The 26,210-nt window shown below is 39.0% G+C and carries 22 protein-coding genes; 4 read left to right on the top strand and 18 right to left on the bottom strand.

Annotation, left to right across the window (positions count from 1 at the left end):
* Positions 1–230: 230 nt before the first annotated feature.
* Complete coding sequence (locus ACE198_RS00615) at positions 231–680, bottom strand: YaiI/YqxD family protein (RefSeq protein WP_098576025.1); 450 nt, start codon at positions 678–680, stop codon at positions 231–233.
* Between the two features lie 262 nt (positions 681–942).
* Positions 943–1,989: a YeiH family protein gene (locus tag ACE198_RS00610; protein ID WP_375374318.1), complete on the bottom strand. Its 1,047-nt coding sequence runs from the start codon at positions 1,987–1,989 to the stop codon at positions 943–945.
* 131 nt (positions 1,990–2,120) lie between these two features.
* Here ACE198_RS00610 and ACE198_RS00605 point away from each other — a divergent pair, with 131 nt between their 5' ends.
* Entirely contained in the window at positions 2,121–3,014 is an 894-nt protein-coding gene (locus tag ACE198_RS00605) for a LysR family transcriptional regulator (RefSeq protein ID WP_375374317.1), read from the top strand.
* A 473-nt stretch (positions 3,015–3,487) separates the two neighbouring features.
* On the opposite strand, the gene ACE198_RS00600 is transcribed toward ACE198_RS00605, so the two are convergent.
* From ACE198_RS00600 to ACE198_RS00575, 6 genes are all read right to left on the bottom strand, one after another.
* Positions 3,488–4,381 (bottom strand): carbohydrate ABC transporter permease, encoded by an 894-nt coding sequence (locus ACE198_RS00600; protein WP_375374316.1) that lies wholly within the window; start codon positions 4,379–4,381, stop codon positions 3,488–3,490.
* Positions 4,382–4,398: 17 nt separating this feature from the next.
* Positions 4,399–5,274 (bottom strand): carbohydrate ABC transporter permease, encoded by an 876-nt coding sequence (locus ACE198_RS00595; RefSeq protein WP_375374315.1) that lies wholly within the window; start codon positions 5,272–5,274, stop codon positions 4,399–4,401.
* A gap of 32 nt (positions 5,275–5,306) precedes the next feature.
* Positions 5,307–5,516, bottom strand: a complete 210-nt coding sequence (locus ACE198_RS00590) for a hypothetical protein (protein WP_375374314.1) — start codon at positions 5,514–5,516, stop codon at positions 5,307–5,309.
* A gap of 41 nt (positions 5,517–5,557) precedes the next feature.
* Positions 5,558–6,847, bottom strand: coding sequence for an extracellular solute-binding protein (locus ACE198_RS00585; protein ID WP_375374484.1), 1,290 nt, complete (start codon positions 6,845–6,847; stop codon positions 5,558–5,560).
* Between the two features lie 135 nt (positions 6,848–6,982).
* Positions 6,983–7,774, bottom strand: coding sequence for a response regulator transcription factor (locus ACE198_RS00580; RefSeq protein ID WP_375374313.1), 792 nt, complete (start codon positions 7,772–7,774; stop codon positions 6,983–6,985).
* A complete protein-coding gene (locus ACE198_RS00575) occupies positions 7,740–9,518 on the bottom strand; it encodes a sensor histidine kinase (RefSeq protein WP_375374312.1) in 1,779 nt (592 codons plus the stop codon). Before ACE198_RS00575 ends, ACE198_RS00580 begins: the two co-directional genes overlap by 35 nt.
* A gap of 173 nt (positions 9,519–9,691) precedes the next feature.
* Between ACE198_RS00575 and ACE198_RS00570 the strand changes: the two genes are divergently transcribed.
* The gene (locus ACE198_RS00570; protein WP_098576046.1) at positions 9,692–10,306 is read left to right on the top strand and encodes a YesL family protein; all 615 of its coding nucleotides are present in this window, start codon (positions 9,692–9,694) and stop codon (positions 10,304–10,306) included.
* 64 nt (positions 10,307–10,370) lie between these two features.
* Here the strand turns inward: ACE198_RS00570 and ACE198_RS00565 are convergent, their stop codons facing one another.
* The 10 genes from ACE198_RS00565 to ACE198_RS00520 form a co-directional block, all read right to left on the bottom strand.
* Complete coding sequence (locus ACE198_RS00565; RefSeq protein WP_375374311.1) at positions 10,371–10,973, bottom strand: polysaccharide deacetylase family protein; 603 nt, start codon at positions 10,971–10,973, stop codon at positions 10,371–10,373.
* A gap of 14 nt (positions 10,974–10,987) precedes the next feature.
* Complete coding sequence (locus tag ACE198_RS00560; protein ID WP_375374310.1) at positions 10,988–11,971, bottom strand: aldo/keto reductase; 984 nt, start codon at positions 11,969–11,971, stop codon at positions 10,988–10,990.
* 48 nt (positions 11,972–12,019) lie between these two features.
* Positions 12,020–13,519 (bottom strand): xylulokinase, encoded by a 1,500-nt coding sequence (gene xylB / locus ACE198_RS00555; RefSeq protein WP_375374309.1) that lies wholly within the window; start codon positions 13,517–13,519, stop codon positions 12,020–12,022.
* Positions 13,520–13,535: 16 nt separating this feature from the next.
* Complete coding sequence (locus tag ACE198_RS00550; RefSeq protein ID WP_251461953.1) at positions 13,536–13,721, bottom strand: hypothetical protein; 186 nt, start codon at positions 13,719–13,721, stop codon at positions 13,536–13,538.
* A 71-nt stretch (positions 13,722–13,792) separates the two neighbouring features.
* Positions 13,793–15,124: a xylose isomerase gene (xylA, locus tag ACE198_RS00545; RefSeq protein WP_098576050.1), complete on the bottom strand. Its 1,332-nt coding sequence runs from the start codon at positions 15,122–15,124 to the stop codon at positions 13,793–13,795.
* A 563-nt stretch (positions 15,125–15,687) separates the two neighbouring features.
* Positions 15,688–17,169, bottom strand: coding sequence for a glycoside hydrolase family 5 protein (locus ACE198_RS00540; RefSeq protein WP_375374308.1), 1,482 nt, complete (start codon positions 17,167–17,169; stop codon positions 15,688–15,690).
* Positions 17,170–17,198: 29 nt separating this feature from the next.
* Positions 17,199–18,800, bottom strand: coding sequence for a glycoside hydrolase family 43 protein (locus ACE198_RS00535; RefSeq protein ID WP_375374307.1), 1,602 nt, complete (start codon positions 18,798–18,800; stop codon positions 17,199–17,201).
* Between the two features lie 5 nt (positions 18,801–18,805).
* Complete coding sequence (locus tag ACE198_RS00530; RefSeq protein ID WP_251461962.1) at positions 18,806–20,188, bottom strand: glycoside-pentoside-hexuronide (GPH):cation symporter; 1,383 nt, start codon at positions 20,186–20,188, stop codon at positions 18,806–18,808.
* Positions 20,189–20,571: 383 nt separating this feature from the next.
* Positions 20,572–21,507 (bottom strand): dihydrodipicolinate synthase family protein, encoded by a 936-nt coding sequence (locus tag ACE198_RS00525; protein ID WP_375374306.1) that lies wholly within the window; start codon positions 21,505–21,507, stop codon positions 20,572–20,574.
* Positions 21,508–21,630: 123 nt separating this feature from the next.
* Positions 21,631–23,616 (bottom strand): YjhG/YagF family D-xylonate dehydratase, encoded by a 1,986-nt coding sequence (locus tag ACE198_RS00520; RefSeq protein WP_375374305.1) that lies wholly within the window; start codon positions 23,614–23,616, stop codon positions 21,631–21,633.
* Positions 23,617–23,859: 243 nt separating this feature from the next.
* Here ACE198_RS00520 and ACE198_RS00515 point away from each other — a divergent pair, with 243 nt between their 5' ends.
* Both ACE198_RS00515 and ACE198_RS00510 read left to right on the top strand, forming a co-directional pair.
* Positions 23,860–24,621, top strand: a complete 762-nt coding sequence (locus ACE198_RS00515; RefSeq protein WP_375374304.1) for an IclR family transcriptional regulator — start codon at positions 23,860–23,862, stop codon at positions 24,619–24,621.
* Between the two features lie 132 nt (positions 24,622–24,753).
* Positions 24,754–25,740, top strand: a complete 987-nt coding sequence (locus ACE198_RS00510) for a glycoside hydrolase family 43 protein (protein ID WP_375374303.1) — start codon at positions 24,754–24,756, stop codon at positions 25,738–25,740.
* The last annotated feature ends 470 nt before the right edge of the window (positions 25,741–26,210 follow it).

Raw genomic sequence — 26,210 nt, 5'->3', positions numbered from 1 at the left:
ATATTCTTTCCAATTCCAAATGAATTTCCCAATTAAAGTTAAAATGGGTAAGAGCTTTTATTTCAAAGTTTTTAAAATAAAGTTAGCAAATATATATAATTACAACATGATAAAATCGATAGATTGGAGATAATAGCAATAGTAAGGAAATATTTACTCCAGCGATTGTACTTGCCTTATTAATGATTATATCAGGTAATTGAATATGGCTAAAATTTTAAACGATAGATTTAGTTATTTTTTTTAGAAATAGCTTGTTTAAAAAGCCTCCTAAATTGCTCCCGATCTTCTGCCGTAAACGGCTTTGGTCCCTTTGTCCGCTTTCCGCCTTTTCGAGCCATTGCACTTAAGTATCGTGTTTGTAATAATTGATCAATGTTTTCATTGGTATACCTAAATCCTTTGTGGTGAAGGACGATACAGCCTTTTGGTAAACCTAGCGATGCTAATCCATAATCTTGCGTAACAATCATATCACCTGATTCGACTAACTTCATAATCCGATAATCGGCAGCATCCGCTCCAGAATCAACATAAATAATATCCACTCCTGAAGGTTGTTCCGCATTAGAAAAGTGCGAAAAACTCGTAACAAGGATAACAGGAATTCCTGCTTTCCCTCCTTCCGAAATAATAATATCCTTTACAGGACAAGCATCCGCATCCACATAAATTTTCATCTATATCTCTCCTATAAAGAAGTTCGAATTAATTGTGATACTATTGGTAAATTACGTTTTTGTCAAATCATGTAAGCAGAAGTACGATGCTTCTTTATGCTATTTCTATTATTTGATTCAACTAATATTGTGTTACCTCTGATAGGGATAGCACCATTTACCGATCAAGCTAATTAACTAGAAATAAAAAAAGCTTGGGAAAAATTTTTGTCCTCAAGCTTTTTACATTATCAATATTAAAGCTAACCGGCCCTAAATTCCCCTATACAATAAAGTAAGCTAGAATGGAAAGACAGATCGATGTAATCCCCATCGCGATTAACGGTTTTAATGCTTTCGTACGAAGATCCCGAAGACTTACATTTAATCCAAGTCCGACCATTGCTGCTGTTAAATACCAGGTAGTAAGCTTGGAAATACCATTCATAAATTCACTTGATACTGGAATAGTTGTACCAAGAACATAACTTCCAATAATGCTCATGATAATGAACCCTATTAAAAACCATGGAAATTCAACCTTCGTTTCAGAACATTCATCCCTAGAGCTTTTCCTTTTCATGATGTACATCAAAAGAATGCACAGTGGAACAAGTAAAAACACTCGACCTAATTTTGCAAGTAAACCAATAGCTAGTGCATCTTGTCCCCCTGGTGCTGCAGCTAAGGCTACGTGCGCAATTTCATGTAAGCTAATTCCTGACCAAATGCCATAATCTATGTCTGACAACGCTAGAAAGGGCCGTAATATCGTATAAGAAATCGCAAAAATCGTCCCAACTAAAGCTATAATACCAACACCCATTGCGGTATCTTCATCTTTTGATTTAATAATTGGTGCTATCGCAGCTATGGCTGCCGCGCCACACACCCCTGTACCTATTCCAAGTAGAAGTGATATATTTTTATCTGCTTTCAACAATCGAGCTAGCCCTAATGTTACCAAGATAGCAAAGATAATAACCCCAGTATCTCGAACCAGTAATCCTAAACCATCCTGTAAAACCATACTTATATTGAGCTTAAGTCCATACAAAATAATCGCAAACCGTAATAATCTTTTTGAAGAAAATCCTATACCTGAACGGAGGAGTTCAGGGTAACCAAAAAATTGCCGATACATGACTGCGATCACAATCGCGGATGCTAGTTGACCAACATGATCAAATCCAGGCGTTTTTGCCAATAAGTAGCCCAGTAAGGCAATCATAAAGGTAAAGCCAATTCCACCGATCCATTGGCCAAAAGACGAGGTTTTCTTTAGGGGCTGGATAGGCTCTTTATTTACTCTAGTGTATTGCGCTTCCATACCATCACCACCTATATTTATTTACAATCTCAGACTAAACCTTTTCCATGCATAAGAAAAATAATTATTTATGATACTTATCATAAGTAAAACTATATAATAAAAAATAAACGGAAAAAGGGGGGATAAAAATGGATCAACAGTTACAAGTCTTCGTAACGGTAGTTGAGATGGAAAACTTTTCACGTGCAGCAGAAGAATTACATATGACTCAACCTGCAGTAAGCCAATATATTCAATCTTTTGAGCGTACCATGGGGACAAAATTATTAGAGCGCAGTAATAAATTTGTACGCTTAAATAAAGCTGGGGAAATTGTCTATCATCATGCAAAAGAGATATTAGGTCTCTACACAAAAATGCATTACTTAATAGATGATCTAACCAACAAGTCGAGTGGACCGCTTTCAATTGGTGCCAGTTATACATATGGAGAATACGTTTTGCCGCATGTTATTGCAAAAATGTACAAGAAATATCCATTAATCACTCCAACTATTACGATCGGGAATACAAAAGAGATAGCAAAATTAGTTTTGGAGCACCAATTAGATGTAGGAATTGTCGAAGGGGATTTCAAAGATAAAAATTTAGTAATCGAACCTTTTGCAGAAGATTCCATGTATCTGGTGGCATCGCCAAAACATAGCTTGGCACAAAAAAATGATGAAATTAACATATCAGAATTAGAGGAAGAAACGTGGATTGTCAGGGAAAATGGTTCTGGAACTAGAGAAGTGACTGAGAAAATGTTCAGATTATGTGAAGTCATTCCGAAAAAAACATTGGAGTTTGGAAGTACACAACTAATTAAGGAATCTGTAGAAGCAGGTCTTGGTGTTAGTCTACTTTCTTACTGGGCGATTCGTAAGGAATGTTCAATGGGCTCTTTACATGTCATAAACGTAAAACAACTTCCAATTAAACGGAAATTTTCAATTGTCTTACGATCCCCATTCCAGACTAAAGCGTTAAGCGTATTTTTAGAACTAGTAAGAGACAGTAATAAGGCCATACCTGATTGATGAAGTGGTTGCAGTTTAGGTTCATTATCAGGTTTGTACCCGATCTATGAAATAGACGGAAAGATTCCGCTTAATTAATAAAAACTATTAAAAAACGCTTAAATAGTCGGAGAGATTCCGCCTATTGGCCTGAAAAGTTCGTAAATGGGAGATTCTGCTTTGCATAACCGGAAAACCTCCGCTTATTTACCCCGAAAACGAGTTCCATACTGCACTTAACCGGAAAATCTTCGCTTATTTTACTTTTTTGCTTGTTACTCGAGAGAAAAGACATCCTAATTAAATAGAAGTGAGTTGTTTTCATGCATTAAGATGAGGTTTTAGTTAAATAAGGTTTTGGTATTCCAAATAAAGAAACTCGCCAATTAATTAATATGGCGAGTTTTACTTTTTATATACCAATACAACTGTTATTTCGGCACGTATTTTAAGAAAAGCACCTCAAAACGAACCTATTCCCTTTTTTCCAAATATTACCCTTTTACAGATCCCGCTGCAATACCTTCTACAATACGGTCACTTAAAATAAAGTACGCAATCAATACTGGGATAATACTGATCATTAGCGTTGCACCAATCGCACCCCAGTCAGTCAAATATTGCCCTACGAAGTTGTTTACCCCAACAGTGATGGTTTTCCATTTATCAGAGCTTAGGAATGTGTTAACAAATACGAATTCATTCCAGTTGTAAATCATGTTGATAATGACAGTAGTAGAGAGAACAGGTACTGTCATTGGAAGTGTAATTTGGAAGAAGATTCGGTGGATCGAACAGCCGTCCACAACTGCTGCCTCTTCAATCTCCCTTGGGATTGTCCTGTAAAATCCTGATAGAATCATAATCGTAATCGGCAAGTTAAAGGCTACATACGATAGGATCACGGACATTGGATTATCAATCATATTGGCCGTTTTAAAGAAATTAAATAATGGAATTAAAGTTGAATGAAGTGGAATCATATATCCGGCCATAAACAATCCTAGAACCAATCCACTTAATTTCCATTCCATTCTTGTGATTGCGAACGTTACAAAGCTCGCAAGAATCACTGTAAGTACAACCGCGGCGACCGTGTACAACACACTGTTAAAGAAATATACATCGATGTGACCCGCTGTCCAAGCCTTTGCATAGTTGCCCCATTGCGGAGCATGTGGCAGCGCAAACGGTGACATTCCAAAAACTTCTTGATTGGTCTTTAAGGAAAACAGGAATAGCCATGCCAGCGGATAAACCTGAATAATCGCAATGACTGCCAGGGCAAAGTACAAGATTCCGTATCCTATTTTGTTTCCTAATGATTTACTTGTTTTATAAGAAGCTGATAGGGTCGTTTTTTGTATTTCAACTGCAACCTTACTCATCCTTTTCACTCCCCTTTTTAATAGTCAACATCTTTTGTATTAAGTAATTTTTGAATGAACCATGTTACCACAAGACAAATGATCAATAGGCCAAATCCAATCGCGCTTCCGTAACCGAAGTTATATTTACTAAATGCTTCTGTATACATGTAAGATGCCATTACCTCACTCGCACCGTTAGGACCGCCTCCGGTTAAGACGAAAATCAAATCAAAGTATTTTAACGAACCGACAATGGCTAGGATCACCATGACTTTTATGACACCTGCAATAAGAGGAACCTTAATTTTATAAGCAATTTGAATCGGAGTTGCCCCATCTATTTTCGCCGCTTCAATCAGTTCTTCAGGAACATTTTTTAACGCTGCATAGAAAATAATGATGTAGAAACCTGCAAATTGCCAAACGATTGGAAGGAATAGCGCAAATAATACTATTTTAGAATCCGCTAGCCAAAGCGGAGGATTTTCAACGCCAACCAACACTAGCAATCTGTTAAGCATACCGTTCGTTGGGTCAAAAATCTTCGCCCAAAGCTGTCCGATTGCTACTGAAGATAATAACATCGGGATTAAGTAGATTTTTCTTAAAAAGTTAGCACCTTTGATTTTACTTGCTAAAATCAAGGATAAAATTAAATAACCCACCAAGCTTAGAGTTGAAAAAAGACCGAGTAACAGGGAATGCCATGCACTTTGCCAAAACTTTGTGTCCTTTGTTAATTCAATGTAATTTTCTAAACCAATAAACTTCATCTTTCCGATGCCGTTCCAGTCCATCAAACCATAATATCCAGTTAAGACAATTGGGATATAGATTAATAAGAGAATAAGAATTAAGGCAGGAAGTACATACAGGCTGATTACCCATTTATTTGACATTACACTTCTCATCTGAATACTCCTTTCTTATTTGAGAGGCTGTGTTAAACTTGTCTGTTGATTTCCGTTCCAGGCACGAGCGGTTCGCGGGCGTGCCGGGAAGCCTCCTCGGCGCTTTTAGCGCCTGCGGGGTCTCCCCTGCCCCGTACTCCCGCAGGAGTCTTCGTGCCTTCCACTCCAATCAACAGAGTGCAAATATTAACATTAATCTTTAACACAGCCATTTGAAAAGAAGTTAAAATGATAGAGGGCATAACCTGTATGCCCCCTTCATTTGGATTTATTAGGCCAATTTTTACTTTTTCTCTTTAGCAAGTTCATCCGCATGCTGTTTAACAAAATCCTTCGGTGTCACTTGTTTTCCGAATAGAGCTGTCATTAAATCGTGGTGTAATTCTGCTACAGCCGGGCTTGCTTGAGTATCAAAATATGTTGTTACGTTTGATGCTTCACTTAAATCTTTCAAGATATCAATGTACATTGGTGCAAGGTCCAGCTTAGATGTGTCTACTTTCGTTGCAGGAATCACACCAGCATCGGTAACTGATTTTTCTCCCCATCTCTTCACAAGATAGCCCACAAAATCTTTTGCTTCCTTTTGAACTTTAGAATCTTTTGCTACGAATAGACCAACTCCAGGGCCGCCTACATAGCTGTTGATGCTTGTCCCTTTTCCGCCTTCATAAGTTGGGAACTTGAAATAGCCAATCTTATCTTTAAATTCTTGCTTAACATCTGGGCTTGTTGTGTAGTTCGGTAACTCCCATGTAGCTGTTAAGAACATCGCTGCTTGTTCGTTCATGAAATATCCTTTAGCATCGTCATTTGATAATGCGCTAGCGCCTTTAACAAAACCACCCATATCAACTAGGTTTTGTACCTCTTCAGCTGCTTTTACGATAGCCGGATCATCCATTTTTGCTTTCCCTTTTATTACATCTGTTAGAATGGTAGATCCGCCAATCCGGTCAGCTAGATACATAAACCAGAAAGATGCTGGCCAGCCGTCTTTTGCACCAACCGTCGCAGGAATCACACCATTTTCTGCTAAAGTTTTCACAACATGTTTATACTCGGAGAAAGTCTTTGGAACTTCGAGATTATATTTTTTGAAAATTTCTTTGTTGTAGAACACGTAGGAAATATTTAATTCTAGTGGAAGACCATATGTTTTTCCGTCCACTGCATATGATTCTTTAACACCTGGGATAAATGCATCTTTAAGATCTGCATCTCCGCTTACGATATCATCTAGCGGTGCTAACATATTACCTTCTACATAAGGCTTAATGAACCCATCTGACCAAGTCATCCCAATATCAGGAAGCTCATTAGATGAAGCTAACACCTTAAGCTTTTCTCTGTATTGATCAGGATTTAAAATTTCTGTTTCAATTTTTACATTATGATCTTTTTCATATTCACTAATGATGTCTTTTACTATGGAGAATTGAGCATTCGAGCTGCCTTCCGGCCATAAATGCATGAATTTAATAACTTTTTTGTCATCTGAACTGCTTTCCTTGGTTGAACTTGAGGAAGAGCAACCCGCAAGCACTAGAGAGACAAGCATGATTACAGACATAAATATTGCAACCGTTTTCTTTTTTAACAATGTGATTCCCCCTATGACCTTTTCTAAATATTCCTTACACTTATAGTCTACATTCAGACAGTTCTGAAAAATAGGTCACAACGATTAGGAAAAATACTACTATTTTTAGAAAGCCCTTTCATTATTATCCTTTCGGTATGCACTTGGTGTCATTCCCTCTAGTTCTTTAAAGATCTTAATAAAATATTTTGCCGTTTTATACCCGGATTCTTCTGCAATATCGTTAATGGGAAGATTAGTAGATACCAATAGTTCCTTTGCTCGCTGGATTCTTCGCCGGGTTACATATTCACTGAAGGTTAATTTGACATGCTCTTTAAATAGGACACTTAAATAACTTGGATTTAAATGTACATGATCGGCTACTTCCTTTTGGGATAGCTCATTTTTTAAATGGTTGTTGATATAATCTATCGCTTCCCTGACAGGTTCACGATTAGAAGGAATTTGGGCATTTGCATCAACGAGTTTCGTATCCACCACTTTCTCAATCAATCCCGCCCGTTCCTTTTTCTCCACCGTTTGAACCGCTTCCTCTACGGCCTCTATTAACGCTTTTTTACTAATGGGTTTTAGTAAATAGTTAATAACACCTAAACGAAGGGCTTCCTGGGCATACTCAAACTCAGAATATGCCGAAATCACAATGATGACCGGGGATATATTTTGTTCTTTGGCGATTTTTAATAATTGTAAACCCGTTATTTCTGGCATATGGATGTCTGTGATGAGGATATGCACTTTTTGTTGTTGCTTCATCAGTTCAATCGCTTCTTCTCCATTCGAAGCTATCTTTATTTGATATTGCCCATTTGCCCAAGTATCCAATGTTTTCTTGAGCCCTTGGCGTGTTCTTGGTTCATCATCTACGATTAAAATTGTCTTTGTCTTCAACATGGCTTTCCTCCCCCTTTACCGGTATGACAAATGAAACTGTTGTTCCAATGTTCACTTCACTCATAATAGTAAGTCCACTTCTTAGACGATCAGGATAGTATAATTCTAAACGCTTGTGTACATTGGAAATTGCCATTCCGCTGCCGCTTTTAGAGATGATCCCGCCTGATTGAATGGCCTGTTTTATCGAATCTAATTTTTCCGGATGGATTCCTGGACCGTCATCCTCTACAAGTATTTGCAGGTACTCATGATCCGCCGAGGGCTGGATCGTTACCGATATCGTACATGGCTGCATTGTATTTCCTGCTCCATGGAGAACCGCATTTTCGACTAATGGCTGGATTAACAGCTTTGGAATTTTCACATGCCCTGCTTCAAGAGGCATGTTTAACTTCCATTTTAAGTGGTCGCCGAAACGCATCTTCATAATCTCCATATAGTTTTCAATATGTTGGATTTCGTCCTTTATAGAAACCCAATCTCCATCGTTTTGCTTGGTGATCGTATAACGGAATAAATTGGACATGGCAACGACAAACTCTGCCAGTTCTTCCTCATCTTTATCCTCTAGCGTCCACTTAAGGGCATCCAATGTATTAAACAGAAAATGGGGATTAATTTGTGCTTGCAATGCTTTTAATTCACTGCGGTTTCGGGTAATTTCCTTTTGATATACCATTTTAATCAGATGATTGGTTTCTTTAACCAGTTGATTATAAGTACTATTTAATTCACTGATTTCATTGACCGTGTTTACACTGGGGTTCATTGTTAATAAGCCTGCGCTTGCCTGCTGCATCGTTTTTGTTAATTTAATAATCGGCCTTGTAATAAACGTCGATAGGAAGAGTGAACTAATTAAAAAGATAATGAAGCCAATAATCCCAGATATAATAATTACCGAGCGTAATACATTAATTCCTTTTGTAAGTGCCTTAACAGGGGTTAAGATGACCATTGTCCACCCGGTTTCATTAGACGTTTGTTTTGTCATCATATACTCCTGGTTGTTTAAAGAAAGAGTTGGAGCTGCATTCTTTATAATCGGCTCGAGAGGCCTATTGTAATTTGATAGGATCACCATTGAATTTTGATCTAATAATATCGAATACTGGTTCTCAATTTTGGTTTCATCTAGGTCGACAAACTGTAGATAATTTCTATAAATACTAATGAGCAGATATCCGCCATTTGCATAGCCGCGACCCATTAAATTCACGCGTCTTAAGGCAAGGATGTTATCTGAGTTACGCGGATCATCACCAATCCAAACCAGTCGTCCATGCGCGCTATCAGCCTGCTGGATCCACTTCCCGTCAATCCTAGTGACTAGATTCGTATCATCTATTGGAACTAAACTGTTCATCATATTGGTATAAAGTTCAAAGGAAAAAATCCCCTCTGTATTAGCTTGAATGGTATTCACAATTCCTTTTAATTGCTGGCGTTCGGCAAAAGAAATAGGGTTCCCTCCATATGCCTTAGTTAAGGTCCGTTGAATCGTATCATTCGTCATGACTAGCTTCGAAGCCATGTTAATTTGTTTATACAAAGATTCTAATCTTCCATTTGCCTCTACTGCTGTCTGTTGAATTTGTTTTTCGGCATTATTTTTAAGCAACGTGGACACTTTATTAAAAGTTAACAGTCCGACAATCAATAAAACAATTACCATAACGACTAAAAATACGACGAGTATTTGATTTCGTAATGTGTTCCATTTTTGTAATCTTGAGAACATATAATCGCCCTTCTAGGATAGTTTTTACCTGCTATATAGAAAAATTGTAAAATTCTGTTAAATTAGTTTAAAAATCAAAGATATGTCAATTTTTTTAAAAGTTGGTCATGTTCAATATAGCTTCAATGGTCTATAATTGTATAAAACTAAGCATCATCAGAAGGGGACTTTTTATGAATAAGCTATCGATGAGTGGTCTATATACCCTGACCGAGTGGATCACTAAATTCGCCTATGTGAATCTATTATGGATTGGCTGCTCTCTCCTTGGACTCGGGTTGTTTGGAATTAGCCCTGCAACCACTGCGATGTTTACGGTTATTCGGAAATGGATTATGGGTGAAAGTGATATCCCAGTGTTTCAAACCTTTTGGAGCACCTATAAAAAAGAGTTTCTTAGAAGTAATGGATTAGGATTGGCTCTCACTATATTAGCCAGTATTATTTATATTGATTTGAACTATATCAAAATCGGTACAAGCATTCAAATTCCTTTATACTTAATTATTTTCGCGATGATTATGACGGTATTGTATATATTCCCCGTTTACGTTCACTATGAAGTGAAATTTAGCCAGATGTTTAAAAACGCTTTCTTCATCATGATAGTGAATCCGGTTCCTAACATGATAATGATTATTGGATTTATCGCTGCAATCTTTGTCATGAGGTTTATACCCGCACTATGGTTTATCTTTGGCGGGAGCATTACGGCGGGAATCATCATGGCATCCTGTTATCTAGCCTTTCAAAAAATCGAAAAGAAAAAAGGGCAGGCCGCAGCTTAACACTCATACGATTAGAAACTGAAGTAGCAAGAGGAAGCACAAACTCTTAATGTGCTTCCTCTTTTTATGCCCATTTTAATAGTTCACTCACCGTTACAAGTTGATACCCTTGTAATGTCAACTCGGTAACTAGCATTCGAACTGCTTCTATCGTTTCTGAACGGTCCCCATAGCCATCATGAAAAATGAAAATACTGCCATTTTTGATCCCTTCTCTTGATTTTTCCAGGATATGCATCACACCGGGCTGTTCCCAGTCCTGTGCCTCTAAATTTATTGCACCAATCATCGGATATCCCTTCTGCATGAGTAATGAAACTGTGTCCTGATTATAATCGAGGTAAGGAGGACGGAAGACAACTGGCTTTCGTCCGGTCAGCTCCTTTATTAATACTTCATTTTGTTCGATTTCCTCTAAACATTCAGCAGTGCTTAACAGAGATAATTTCGGGTGGGTAAACGTATGATTTCCGATTTCATGTCCTAGGGCAGCCACTTGTTTTACCACCTCAGGATTTTTCTTCATTTGATCACCAATCATAAAGAAGGTAGCTTTCCCAGCTGCCTCCGAAAATATCTCTAATACTTGAGGTGTGTAGATGGGATTGGGCCCATCATCAAACGTAATCGCCACTGCCTTACGAGATGTATGAACTTCGTTAATCATAATGTGAGCACCCCTTAATACGGACCTCTAATATGACCCTTTACTTTTTCCTGATAGAAACGTTCAATCTCTTGCATTTCATCTTCTGAAAAAGGTTTTGTCTCAAGTGCTGAGAGATTGTCCTCGACCTGTTTCACATTTTTAAACCCAGGAATAATACAAGTAATTTCTTTTTGGTCTAAAATCCAGCGCAGTGCCGCACTTGCCATCGATTTCCTGCCTTCGCCAATCCACCTTAACTGATCAGCTAATTCTACTCCCTTTCGGAATCCAAGGCCTGCAAAGGTTTCTCCTACATTAAAAGCCTCCCCATTTTCATTAAAATGGCGGTGGTCATCGGCTTCAAAAACATGCTGGGCCGTAAACTTACCAGTAAGCAGACCGCTGGCAAGCGGTAATCTAACAAGAAGCCCTGCCCCTTTTTGATAAGCCTCCGGGATTAATTTCTCTAATGGCTTTTGGCGGAACATATTAAAGATGATTTGCAGGCTCTTAACATTTGGATATTCCAAACAAATTAACCCTTCTTCAACGGTTTCCACACTAACTCCATATTGACGGATTTTTCCTTCCTGCTTTAGCCGATCCAGTACTTCAAAAACACTGCCATCTTTTAAAATCTCCGTTGCCGGGCAGTGAATTTGATACAAATCAATCGCCTCTCTATTCAAACGGCGAAGGCTATCTTCACAATAGGCACTAACTTTTTCATAGCTATAATTTTTGGGATCATGAATATCACCCTGACGGCAGAACTTTGTTGCGACATAAATCTGGTCTTCCCTGCCTTTTGTGGCTTTGGCCAGTAACTCTTCACTATGACCGTCCCCATATACATCGGCCGTATCAAAAAAATTAACCCCCTGGTCAATGGCATATTCCAAAGATTTCAGTGCTTCTGTGTCATTTGTTTTCCCCCAAGCACCACCGATTGCCCATGTGCCAAAACTAACCTCACTAATCATGATTCCTGTATTACCTAATTCACGATAATTCATTTTTTAATCACTCCTTTATAAAGAGAGCTGACCCAGGCCAGCTCTCCGTTACTTTCTAAACTCTCTTAATTGCTCATTCAATTCCTTTGTTTGTGGATAAACATGTTGATAAATGGTAAATAGCTTTTTATATGCTTCCACATTTTCCTGAATCGGAGTATAGGTTTTTGAAGTTTGAATAAATTCTTGCGCACATTCTTTTAGGGAAGGATACCAGCCGCAGCCGTAAGCAGCTAACATCGCTGCCCCCATTCCAGGACCTTGCTCGCTTGTAAGCTTTTCAATTTTTGCGTTAAAAATATCTGCCTGCATTTGCAGCCATGTGTCATTTTTCGCTCCGCCGCCAATAGAAATAATAGAATCAATCGTCTTACCGCTGCTTCTAAAAATCTCAATCGATTCATGCAAGGAGAAGGTAATACCTTCAAGCACTGCACGGGCAAAGTGCTTACGCTCATGGGAAGCATCGACACCTATAAAACTGCCGCGAATGGTTGAATCCGCATGCGGTGTTCTTTCCCCTACAAGATAAGGAGTAAATAATAAACCGTTGCTTCCTGCCGGTACTTCATCCACACCTGCTAATAACTGTTCAAATGCCTCTTCCTTAGCAAACGTATCTTTAAACCAGCTTAAACTATAGCCGGCTGCGAGCGTTACTCCCATCGTATAGTAAGCATTTTCTTCACCGTGATTAAAATAATGAACCTTCCCCTCAAAATCGAGGTCATTTCGTTCTTCATAGGAAAGAACAACGCCCGAAGTACCGATACTGCATAAGGTTTTACCTTCCGCCAAAATCCCTGAACCAATTGCACCGCAGGCATTGTCCGCTCCACCTGCGAAAACTTTTACCGCATCAGACAATCCCGTTTCTTGGGCAAATTCAGCTTTAACCGTACCCACAAATGCATGTGATTCTACCAGTGGAGGGCAGAAATCAGCCGTTAAACCGAACGTTTCAATTAATTCATTGCTCCAATTACGATTGGCTACATTTAACAATAAAGTCCCTGCAGCATCAGAGTACTCCATATGGATATTTCCAGTCATTCGGTAACGCAAATAATCCTTTGGAAGCAAGAATACGCTGGCCCGTTCAAATACTTCAGGTTCGTTTTCTTTTACCCAGAGGATTTTAGGTAAAGTAAAGCCCTCAAGCGCAGGGTTTTTCGTTACTTCTAATAAACGCTGACTGCCAACAACTTCGTAAATCTCCTGGCATTGTTTACTCGTCCTTGTGTCATTCCACAGAATGGCATTTCTTAGTACTTGGTTGTTTTCATCTAATAAAACAAGGCCATGCATCTGCCCAGAGAAAGAGATGCCCTCGATATCATTTATGTCTCCATCGAATTGTTCAATAAGCTCTGCTAATCCTGCCGAGGTTTTGTCTACCCATTCTTCCGGGTCTTGTTCGCTATAGCCTGATTTTTCAATAATAAGAGGATATGATTTAGACACTTCTTTGCAAACTTCACCATGTTGATTGACAAGTAATATCTTTACGGCACTCGTTCCAAGGTCAACTCCAATTACGTATTTCATCCGTATCATCCTTTCCTTATAGCTGTGTTAAACTTGTCTGTTGATTTCCGTTCCAGGCGCTTTGCTTTCCGCGGGCGTTGCGGGGAGCCTCCTCGGCGCTTTCAGCGCCTGCGGGGTCTCCCCTGCCCCGTACTCCCGCAGGAGTCTTCGCGCCTTCCTCTCCAATCAACAGAGTGTTAAAATCAACGCGAACCTTTAACACAGCCTATCCTATAAAAATGTGCTGGAGTAATAGACTGCCAGCACATTTTTGATGATTATATTAAGTAGTTATTAAACAGTTACACTTGAAAGTGTTTCTAGTAGATATTGATTAATTAAAGCTTTTAGGCGCTCTGTTCTGCCTGAGATGTTTTTAATTTCTGTTAATTGAAGAGCATATGCTTCAAGTTCACGGAAGTTTGTTTTTCCTTCTACGATGTCTAAGCCAATTCCATTTGTATAGCTGCTGTAACGCTCTTCAATAAAGCTATCAAGAACTTTATCTTCGATTAACTTGTTAGCAACTTTTAGGCCAATCGCAAATGCGTCCATACCTGCAATGTGTGCGTGGAATAGGTCTTCTGCTTCGAATGAACCTCTTCTTACTTTTGCATCGAAGTTTAAGCCGCCTTTTCCTAAGCCGCCATTCTTCAAAATTTCGTACATAGCTAATGTATTTGTATATAAGTCAGTTGGAAATTCATCTGTATCCCATCCAAGCAGTGTATCCCCTTGGTTGGCATCGACAGAACCAAGCATTCCGTTAATACGAGCTGTTCTTAATTCATGTTCGAACGTGTGACCAGCTAAAGTAGCGTGGTTCGCTTCGATATTAAACTTGAAGTAGTCTGTTAAATCATATTTTTGCAAGAATGCTAGACCAGTAGCCACATCGAAATCATATTGATGTTTAGTAGGCTCTTTTGGTTTTGGCTCAATTAGGAATGGAACGTTTAAACCAATTTCTTTCGAATAATCTACTGCCATATGAAAGAAGCGTGCTAAGTTATCTTGTTCCAGCTTCATGTCTGTATTGAGAAGTGTTTCGTACCCTTCACGGCCGCCCCAGAATACATAGTTTTCTGCTCCAAGCTCTTTTGCTACTTCTAACGCTTTTTTCACTTTCGCTGCAGAGTAAGCAAACACATCTGCATTCGGAGCAGTAGCCGCTCCATGAACATATCTAGGGTTAGTAAACATGTTTGCCGTATTCCACAATAATTTTGTCTTGCTGGTTTTCATGTATTCTTTTATCATTGCAACGATTACATCTTGGTTCTCGTTTGTTTCTTGCAACGTGCTTCCTTCAGGAGCAATATCAACGTCATGGAAAGCAAAGAAAGGAACATTTAATTTTTCAAAAAGTTCAAATGCAGCTTCCACACGTGCTTTCGCTAAATCTAATCCTTTCAGGTGATCCCACGAACGGATTGCTGTACCTACACCAAATGGATCGGTACCATCTGCAGTAAATGTGTGCCAATATGCTACAGAGAAACGAAGAATTTCTTCCATTGTCTTGCCATTTATTTTTTCTTCTGGATTATAATACTTAAATGCTAATGGATTTTTAGATGCTGCACCTTCAAATTGAATTTTATTAATTGTTTCGAAATAAGCCATGAGATTATTCCTCCTAGAGTTTTATGGGTTCAGAATAACTTTGCAAATGCTTTCACTTTCTAATCAGATTATAGCACCATAAACTTAGTTTGTCTATTAGATAAACTAAGTTTAAGAAAGTATTTTTTACATGAGCTTCATCTGCCATAATTCCTTTTTTTCATCCCCATTTATTTATACACTATATACATTAATCTGATCGCATTTTCAGATGTTTTTTCAAGGTTATCAAATGCTCTATTTTTAGTTGATGCGAAGAAGAAATCTCCTAATTTTGCTGGACTGGACACTCTTCATTTACCGCTTAATCCCCATTTCCCTTCACTCGGGAAATGGAGACACTCTTCATTTACCGCTTACCCCCTTTTTCCCTCCACTTGGGAAATGGGGACACTCTTTATTTACCGCTTAGTCCCCTTTTTCCTTCACTTAGGAAATGGAGACACGCTTTATTTACCGCTTAATTCCCATTTCCCTTCACTCGGGAAATGGGGACGCTTTTCATTTACTGCTTAGCCCTATTTTTCCTTCACTCGGGAAATGGGGACACTCTTCATTTACTGCTAATTATTTTCTACCTCAACTTTTTCATATGTGTGTTTTTTCAATACCTCGAGCAAGCCTTCGTTAACTTTACAGTTTTTAAAGGAGAACGATTGCATGATCAGGTCAATTTCTTCCTCAGAAAGTTCTTTAAAAATCTTTGCGTACTCTGGCTGGATTAGTGCGCCGGCATAGACAGTCAGAATGACTTGAGAAAGGCTGGAAAGATTATACGCGTGAGACATTTCCGGATTGACCACCTCTTCCAAATGGTTAGCTAATTCCTCAACAGATTGTCTTGCCTTAAAGCCTGGCAGCCAAATCATCCAATCGTCCGTATTTAATGCATGTTTCATTTTAAAAATGGAAGAAAGCTTCTGCATGTATTCCGATTCTGGATCAAGTGTCACTAATCCCATTACACCGACATCTTTATACGTCCAAGTGGTCCAATGTGCTCCAAATTCTTCAAAGATACTAAGTTGGTCATCCATCGCACCCAGACGATCCATAATTTCATTTTCTGGTCCATTATAAACGGAACCGAATTCCCCTACCCATAAAGGCACATGATATTTTTGTGCAAACTTTGTACCTTGATGATCATAAAATACTTCCTCTTGGACAGCCTTATCCCAATACTTTCCACTTTCTACACGGGCTGTCTTCGCGTCAGCTACTCCTGGATAAGCCCCTGGCCCGAAACCGGCTGCCGTATAGTTATGGCTGCTGTATACAAGATTTTTTGCAAAGGGAGCCTCTAAACCAGCAAACAGCTTTGAATAGTTATCCCCCTCTAGGAAAATAATGTGGTCTGGGTCGATTGCGCGAATTGCTTCAACGACGCGTCGATAAATACGATTCATCCTGTCCCAGTCCGGTTGATAATTGCCAAAGAATGTATGTGGGAAATCGCCATGAGGTGTATTCACACATGGTTCATTCATAACATTATACCCAGCAATAACTCCTCTTCCTTTGTAACGTCGAGCAAACTCTTCCCATAAAGAGACAAATCTGTCTTGATACGTTTTATCATGCCAGAAAAAACTATGACGTACATCATTATCGGAATGCCAGTGAGTATTTTGGAAGCCCTGCACAGCATGAAGGTCAAGTATAACGTAAAGCCCATACTTTTCGCATAAATCAATGATCTTGTCTAAGCGTTTAAATCCTGATTCCTTGTAAGTAAAGGGTGCCTCATCATCCTCAAAATGACGATAATTTAAAGGAATGCGTATGGTAGTTGCTCCCCAGCTTTTAATAAACTGAATATCATCTTCACCGAAAAAGTAATGCAGCATCCGGTCAAATAAAAATTCAGCTTTTTCTTTACCAATCACTTCTGCAACAGTATGACGAAGAGCGTGCTCCGTCCCAGTATAGCCATTAATAAAGTCCTCCATATTCATCCATCCGCCAATACATGTGCCTCTTAGTTGAATGGTGTTACCAGTAGAATCAGTAATTTTTTCATTTTTTACTTGAAGCAAGTCCATAACTATTCCCTTCCCTTCAATGCAATGTACTAAATTTCTTTATATGAAAAATAGTCAAAATCAGCAGGTTGACTTGTTCCGCTTGTATCTTGACAATGCATACCAACAAATGCTCCCGTAAATCCATTAAGCCGGACATATTCGTCCGATAGTTTATAAGATTCAAAGGTGACAGGTATATCCGTCCAAGTTTCGTTATCAAAAGAATAAGCGAATTGAAAGGTATGTTTTTTGACTTTAACTTTTAAATGAACATACTCAACCGATTCTGGAACTTGAATTTCTGACCCTTGAAGCGGTTGTGAGAAAGCAAAATTATCACAATTCATGATATCAATGATCCGGCCCTTTTCTTCATTCCAGGTAATTTGAACAGATGTCCAATTTTCTGTATTATAATAGCAAACCAAGCCTGCAGCCTGTTGGAATGTATTTGGCTGGAAGGAAACCGCTGTACCAGCTTCAAAATGGAAGGACTGCCAGCGACGGGCAACCAGGGCTTGCGTAAAGCATGACGTTAATGACTCTTTTCCATAAAGGCGTAAATTCCCCAGTCTGTCAGTTAAGGACATAATATCATCTGTTAATGGAATCCTTAAGGACTGATAATGATGGTTCAATGTTGGGCTGTCAAAGTGATCAACTTCGTCATAATCTCTTTCCCATTTAACTTCTTCCATCTTTGGTGCTTCTACTTCAACAGAGCCTTGTTTTCCTCCCACAACGTATGGCCAGCCGTCTCGCCATTCAAGTTTTTGAATGGCCGTCTCTCTCCCCAGTGGACAAAAACCTCGATAATCAAGTACCGGTTTATCATCTTTAGGCAGCGGTCTGCCAGTGAGATGCGCTAAATACCATTCATCTGTATGTGTTTGAACAATAGAGGCATGTCCGCATCTTTGCAAAGGATTTCTAGGATCATGCCAGGAAGTAAGGAATGGATGATCTGGGTGCAACTCATAAGGTCCTTCAATATTTTTTGATCTTGCTAGTGTTGCTGCATGAGCATATCTCGTTCCACCCTCTGCTGTCAGCAGATAGTAATAACCATTGATATGATATAAATGCGGTCCTTCAGTCAGTCTAATGTCGGTTCCTTCAAAAATCACTTTCGGCTTTCCAATTAAACGACCTTCCTGATGAGAATATTCTTGTAAGACAATTCCCCCAAAAGAGTGTTTATACGTTCTTTGGTCCCAAAGCATATTGATGATGTATTTTCTCCCATCCACGTCATGGAATAAGGAAGGATCGAAACCTGAACTATTCAAATAGATCGGGTCGCTCCAATCGCCATCCATCGTTTCACAAGTAGTCAAGTAATTATGAGTGTCCTTCCACGCACCCGAATGTTGTTTCACATCGGAATAAATCAACCAGAATTTGTCATCAGCATAGGTTAAGCATGGTGCCCACACTCCGCCGGAATTGGGGTTCCCTTTCATATCAATAAGGGAAACCCGGTTTAATGGACGTGATACAAGATGCCAGTTTACTAGATCCTTAGAATGATGGATTTGTACCCCAGGGAACCATTCAAAGGTAGATACCGCGATATAATAATCATCCCCGACCCTGCAAATGCTAGGGTCTGGATTAAAACCTTTTAATACAGGATTTTGGATTTTCATTGTGATCATCCTCTCGTTTTTAATACATTAAGAATTCGTTTATGTTCCTTTTCATCCAATTTATATAAGAAGATGGCAACTAGCTCGATGATAACAAATACGGCCGGAATGACAGTCATGGTAATCAAAATACCATTTAATGCTTCTGGAGTTTGGGCTTGATTAGCAACATAACCGAATTTAGCCAAAATTAATCCTGGAACAATTCCTCCGATTGCCATACCAAACTTGAAGAAGAATCCAACCAACGCATAAATGACACCGCTTGCACGTTTACCAGTCTTATATTCGCCAAAATCGATAGTTTCAGGGATTAACGCCCATGTAAATGCACCTGCAGTTATTGTACCTAGTGCTGCAATTAAACGTCCTGCAAATACAAATGGAACCATGGTTGGCGGAATAAGGAAAAGAGCTATTAAGCCGATTGCCTTTAATGATAAAGCTGTAAATAATAGCTTCTTCTTACCCATCCATTTGTACATTAATGGCATTAATGGCATAAGGATAAGTGCAGGAAGCGTTCCCATTAAACCATACCATTTTACTAATTCCGGTCTGGCAACGTTATACGTGACATAATAAATTCCAACAGAGTTAACAATGGAGTTTACACCAAAATTAAGTATAAAGAAAAAGCAAACGATTAATAGTGGACGATTTGTTTTTAATTGAATCCAGATATCTTTAAAGTTAATCTCTGCTTCTTTTGAATGATTAAGCGGAACACGTTCCTTTGTGTTATAAAAGCTGTATATCAACAAAAAAGCTCCTAAAATCCCCATGATTGTCATGGTGATTTGCCATCCTGAGCCCGTTTCTCCAGTCATATTTGTGAAGATTCCGGCTAAAAGGGGTACACCGAAGGAAACGATCAATCCACCTGTGTTTCCGAACAGCATCCGGACTGAAGTCAAGCTAACGACTTCTTTGTTATCTTGAGTTATGGCTGAAGTAAGCGCTGCATAAGGAATGTTAATCACTGAATACGTAATCGATAATAAAATATAAGTTACATATGCATACACAAGTTTCATAGGATCAGAAAATCCTGGAGTTGTAAAACAGAGAATCGCTACACCCGCAAATGGAAAGGCACCGTATAAAAGATAGGGACGAAATCTTCCGTATTTTGTTTTGGTCTTATCTATAACTGCTCCAATAAATGGATCGAGAACCGCATCAACTAACCGAACAACTAAGAACATTAATCCAGCAGCTGCTGCCGTTATTCCAAAAACATCAGTATAGAAAAATAATAGATAGCTGCTTACCGTTTGATAAATGAAGTTGCAAGCCAAATCACCCGTACCATAGCCAATCTTTTCCTTCATTTTGATCTTTTCGGGTTGAACTACTGTTAATTGCTGAGCAACACTTGTATTCATTCTGATTCCCCTTTTAATTATTATTTACAAATACTTAGTTTGTTGGTCCTATAAACAAAGTTATGATAATATTATTATCCAATCTACCAAACTGGATAAAAACCTTTATGGATTTCCTTCCATGGCATTTTCACGCCATAATGCAGGACCGTTGTGCTTTGTATCCCTTGTACCTTCCACTTCACTCCTTTTACTCTATTTATGTGTGCCTGCACTGGCTAAGAAAGGGCTTTCTGCCAGTGCAATATGAATAGAACACAAAAAAGTTTTATATTATAAAACACAATTTTATAATATAACCTTATTTAGCTAGATTATAACACCTTACACCAAGGAAGTCTATTCCTACTTAGGACATATTTTCTAACCTATTATTTACGAATTTACACTAAAACCCCATTACAATTAGGAATAACTTGAACAATCAATGCATCTAATTCTTGCAAAAGCAGATTGATGGACTCTATTTGTTTGTCATTTGGCTGGATAAGCGGTTTTTGACAATATCCCTCTAATTCAATCCCTTGAAGAACCATCGCTTGCTTCATAATCGGGATAAACGGAGTCCCAATATCGTATAGCCCCATCATTTTATCGACAATCTTTTGGATATCAGCCACTTTTTCCAGGTCACGCAAGTTGATGGCCTTTACCCACTCAGAAAATACTGCTGGATATAAGTTGGAGAGCCCCCCAATACAGCCATTACCACCACAAAGTATATTATGGGCAAAGTTTTCATCAAATCCGGAGTAGACAATAAATTCAGGGAATTCGTCCCGCACCGTTTGAATCAATTCTCTTGTATGCGTCATTTCCGTGACAGTATCTTTATATCCTTTAATATTCTTATGTTTCCTCAAGAGATTGAGAGTCACTTGCGGAGACAAGTCATGGCCTGTCCTTGCAGGGAAATTATACAAATAAATATCACCATTTACCCAATCGGCAACCTGATCGTAATAGTACTCAACACTTTCATCCGAAAGTGAAAAATAATATGGACTGATAATCATAACACCATCCGCACCGGCATCAATTGCATAATTGGAAAGCTGGATCGTATCTTCCACCGTCATGCACGAAGTCCCAATATACACTTTGGTCCGATGATTCACATGGTTAACCACAAGGTCGATCAATTCTTTCTTCTCGGCATCATTCATGGCGAAAAACTCTCCAGTACTGCCCATAATGACTAAACCGTCTACTCCCCCATTAATTAAAAAATCATAGATATTTTTGTTAGCCTGATGGTCCAATTTGCCCTCAGCAGTAAAAGCAGTAACAACCGGCGTTAGAAATTGTGCTTTTTTCAATGAATCTCTCTCCTTGGATACCCAGCAGGCTCTAATTTTACCTGAGCCCGCTAAGATAAAAATATTTGTTTAATGAGCTATAATACATCTAATGAAATTTTTACTCTCTTAAAAATTACTTAATCACACTTTTTTCTTTTTTTGGTCCGCTAATGCTTTCATGCCTGCATTCAATACTTCAATGATTCGATCAGTATCATAAACACTACCTCGCCAAGTTCCTCCACTCGCGGATTGAAGTGCAGCCCATAATCGAGTATCATCTGGTAAGCCAGGATCTGGCTTAACGCTTGGATGTGTCCCACGTTCATCTAATACTCTAGTTGCCTCTTCAATCGACAATCTATTGTCCTTTGTCCCGATAAAGTTAACAGTACCGACCAATTGTTCTCTGTCAATAATAATTTCAATTACATCTCCATCACGTAATTTACCAATTGGTCCCCCTGCCAACGCTTCTGGCCCAATATGTCCGATACATGCCCCAGTTGAAACGCCTGAAAAACGTGCATCTGTAAGTAAGGAAACATGTTTCCCATAAGATAAGTGTTTTAATGCAGACGTTAATTGATACGTTTCTTCCATTCCAGTCCCTAATGGTCCTCCACCCATAACAACCATGATGTCACCTGCTTCGATTCCGCCTGTTTTAATCGCCCTGATCGCTGCTTTTTCAGAAGTAAAAATCTTTGCTTCACCAGTATGACGATAAACACCGTCTTCTCCGACCACGGAAGGATCAATGCTAGTTGATTTTATGACAGAACCTTCAGGTGCAATGTTACCTTTCGGAAACGTAACTGTTGAGGTTAATCCTCGTTGTTTTGATTGAATTGGACTCATGATGACCTCATCTGGTTGAATTCCATCATGTTCCACCAATAGTTGTCTAAATTTCGTACGTCTTTCTGAGGTTTCCCACCAATCAAGGTTTGCTCCGAGAGTTTCCCCTGTCACTGTAAGAACATCTTCATGTAACAGGCCTAATTTCCTTAGATGAAGCATAACTTCAGGTACTCCTCCAGCTAAGAAAGCACGAACGGTTGGATGATTATCCGGACCATTTGGCAATACATTTACTAAGCGAGGCACCAATTTATTAATTCTTTCCCAATCATCTACAGTAGGAATTTTGCAACCAGCAGCATGTGCAACAGCAGGAAGATGCAGCAGCAAGTTGGTTGAACCGCCAAATGCCGCATGAAGCACCATTGCATTTTCAATTGCTTTATCTGTAATAATATCCTTAGTAGTAATGTTTCTCTTTTCCAATTCCAACGCTGCCCGTGCTGACTGTTTCGCGACTTCTTCCCAAACAGGCTGGCCAGACGGTGATAAAGCAGAATGCGGCAGTGCCAATCCCAGTGCTTCCACAACCACTTGTGAGGTTCCAGCAGTTCCTAAGAACTGACAACCACCACCGGATGAGCCACATGCCACACAACCAAGTCTTGCGGCATCCTCCAATGAAAGCTCACCATTTGAAAACCTTGCACCAATCGTTTGAACCTTGCCCGCATCTTCCCCATCTGTAGGCGGAAGTGTTGCACCTCCCGGAACGAGGACGGTTGGAAGATTATGCATGGATGCCAGGGCAATCATCACGGCGGGGAGACCCTTATCACAGGTGGCAACACCTATAACGGCCCGTCTTGTCGGGATGGACCGGATTAGGCGTCTCATCACAAGGGCTGCATCATTCCTATATGGAAGGGAGTCAAACATGCCTGTTGTCCCTTGAGAGCGGCCATCACATGGATCACTTACAAAACTGGCAAATGGGACGCCTCCTTGCTTAGTAATTTCTTCAGCAGCAGCCCTCATTTGCAATCCTAGTTCATAGTTTCCAGTATGATATCCTAATGCAATGGGAGTGCCATCATGATCCCGAATTCCTGCCAATGTTCCGATAATCAGCACCTGTTTTCCAAGGAGCTTGGAAGGTTCCCAGCCCATTCCGGCATTTTGGGTCATACCAAAAATATCACCGCTTGGAAGTTCTCTTAACATTTCGGGCGTCAGTGGAAGTGAACCTTCCGGCCCTGCGCCATGAGTCTTTATGCTATAAAGGGATTGATTTCCTTCGTCAAATATTGAATTTAATGACATAGTAACCTCCGAGGAATTTATTTACTACCAAGTAATGATTTTATGTACACCTATAGTTTTATAATATAAAACTAAGTTTTATTATTTGGCTGTGATTTGATTATAGCATATCTTTATTTATTGTGCCTATTCCATTACAACCTAAAAATTGTTTTTTCAAAATTTTTTATCCACATTTATTAATCCATAATGTTTGTTATAATAAGATATAATTTTACAATATAAAACAAAAAGGAGTTATTTATGCCTATTATTCAATCTGTTGAACGGGCTCTGAAGATTCTAGATTTATTTGATGAGCATAAGTCGGAGCTAAAAATTACCGAAATTAGTGAAAAGATGGGGTTGCATAAAAGTACTGTACACTCCCTACTAAAAACACTACATGAGTATTCCTATATCGACCAAAATCCAGATAATGGTAAATATAGATTAGGATTGAAACTAGCTGAACGAGGGAATTTAGTCATCAGCAATATGGATATAAGAAAAACGGCAAAAAAATACCTTCTCGATCTTTCTGCCAAAACGGGGCAAACAGTGCACCTGGGGATATTGGATGGTCGGGAAGGCGTGTATATAGATAAAGTAGAAGGGGAACAATCAATTATTCGTTATTCTCGTATTGGCCGAAGACTCCCCCTCCACTCTACTGCGATTGGAAAAGTCCTTTTAGCCTATCAACCCCCTAATGAATTGGAGCACTTATTAAAAAATTATAACTACCAGTATCAAACTGCAAATACGATCATCAATGAAGCTGTTTTTCGAAAAGAAATTGAAAAAGTCACGGAGCAGGGCTATGCAGTAGATGAACAAGAAAACGAGCAAGGTGTTCGTTGTGCTGCTGTACCCATATTCAACGGGAAGGGCCGGGTCCTGGCTGCAATTAGTATCTCCACTTTAATTTCTCGTGTGAACGATCCGGAGCTGCAGATATTTATTGATCTTCTCAAAACATCCTGTAATGAACTCTCGGAACAAATGAAATATGGATATGAATGATTTTTCCTTAATAGTTAACAACTAATAAAAAACATAGGCTATTAAAAAAGTTAGTTGTTTGGATATACAAAGTCATCTAACTTCGGATATAATAACATGGTATGTTTCTAAATTATTTGATGGGGAGATATGATGATGAAAAACTCAAAGCCCAATGAACCATTAGTTACGCATATTTTTACAGCAGATCCTTCCGCACATGTCTTTGAAGGTAAGCTTTATATTTATCCTTCTCATGACCTTGATCACGATGAGCCATCTAATGATAATGGTGACCAATATAAGATGGAAGATTACCATATTTTGTCCATGGATGACGCAGGTGCACCATGTGTAGACCACGGAGAAGCTCTTCATTTAAGAGATATCCCTTGGGCAAGTAAACAGCTTTGGGCACCAGACGCTGCTTACAAAAATAACACCTATTATTTATTTTTCCCTGCAAGAGATAAAGAGGGTATTTTCAGAATTGGCGTTGCAACTAGCCCTAATCCGGCTGGACCTTTTACACCAGAAGAAAATTATATACCTGGCAGCTTCAGCATTGATCCCGCTGTCTTGGTGGATGAAGATGACAAAGCCTATGTTTATTTCGGCGGGCTTTGGGGAGGACAATTAGAAAAATGGCAGACAGGAACTTTTATCCCAGATGCTGAAGGTCCAGCCGCTGCAGAACCTGCTTTAGGACCAAGAGTAGCTGAACTAAGCGACGATATGCTTACTTTTAAAAGCGAACCAAAAGAAATTTCCATTGTCGATGAAAACGGTCATCCAATTCTTGCAAGTGATGAGGACCGAAGATATTTTGAAGGACCATGGGTTCATAAATACAATGGCCTTTACTATCTATCCTATTCTACTGGTACCACGCATAAAATTGTTTATGCTGTAAGTGATAATCCACAGGGTCCATTTGTGTTCAAAGGGACAATTCTTACACCTGTAATTGGCTGGACCACACATCATTCGATTGTCCAGTTTAATGATAAATGGTATCTGTTCTATCATGATTGCTCGTTATCAGATGGCGTGAATCATAAGCGTTCTGTGAAATACACGGAACTAAAATATAACGAGGATGGAACGATTCAAACGATTGACCCTTATGGAAATAAATAATTAGATTGACCACTGACCCTCATAAAGGGGTCAGTTTTTTTGATCTTTGGGAGTTTTTTATATCACCTGCCACTATTTAATGGCCCAATAACCATGCACTGGTTTCCCTACTAATATTTTCCGACATTTTTTTTGAATTTTTTATTGCCATTTATAATAGTTGCTGATATTATTGAAGGTGCGTAAATTGGAAAGCTGTTATTCAATATGTCTGGATCTTTCCAAGCAGATAATTTTTGACCACTTCCTTCAAGAAGTTAAGGCCATACGGACAGCCGGGTCAAATGCCGAATGGCAACTTTAGTTGCCTTATTGATTGAGTTAAAAGCTCAAATTTTATAAGTTGGTTACTTTACAACCAGTGCATATGCACACAACTTGTGAAACGGTCAATAAGAGTAGTAAAAGTAATTATTTGCTATATAGACTCTGATCCTAATAAGATATATTTTGAATATTATAGAGCTTCC

It is taken from the genome of Neobacillus sp. KR4-4, from assembly GCF_042136325.1.
Classification (GTDB): Bacteria; Bacillota; Bacilli; order Bacillales; family Cytobacillaceae; genus Neobacillus.
The sequence above is the reverse complement of the archived record's forward strand: the minus strand, read 5'-3'. Positions and strand labels throughout refer to the sequence as shown.